This is a genomic window from Paenibacillus sp. 203, assembly GCF_037027525.1.
GTDB lineage: Bacteria > Bacillota > Bacilli > Paenibacillales > Paenibacillaceae > Paenibacillus > Paenibacillus polymyxa_B.
Window position 1 is genome coordinate 1 of record NZ_JAXCHD010000067.1, and the last position, 305, is coordinate 305.

2 rRNA genes are annotated in these 305 nt (G+C 50.5%); both read left to right on the forward strand.

The features are described 5' to 3' along the window. A 23S ribosomal RNA gene (locus tag WA407_RS26415) occupies positions 1–124 on the forward strand; the annotation flags it as partial. Between the two features lie 79 nt (positions 125–203). Further along, positions 204–305 (forward strand): 5S ribosomal RNA (gene rrf / locus WA407_RS26420); the annotation flags it as partial.

Genomic DNA, 305 nt, shown 5'->3' on the forward strand with positions numbered 1-305 from the left:
CCCCCTCAAGATGAGATTTCCCAGTATGTAAGACCCCTTGAAGACGACGAGGTAGATAGGTTGGGGGTGGAAGTGCAGTAATGCATGGAGCTGACCAATACTAATCGGTCGAGGGCTTATCCTAAAGAATAAAACGCAAATAAGTTTCGGATCCAGTTTTCAGGGTGTAACCTTGAAGGTAGAATTTGCACAGCAAATTCATGTTTGGTGGCGATAGCGGAGGGGTTCCACACGTACCCATCCCGAACACGACCGTTAAGCCCTCCAGCGCCGATGGTACTTGGACCGCAGGGTCCTGGGAGAGT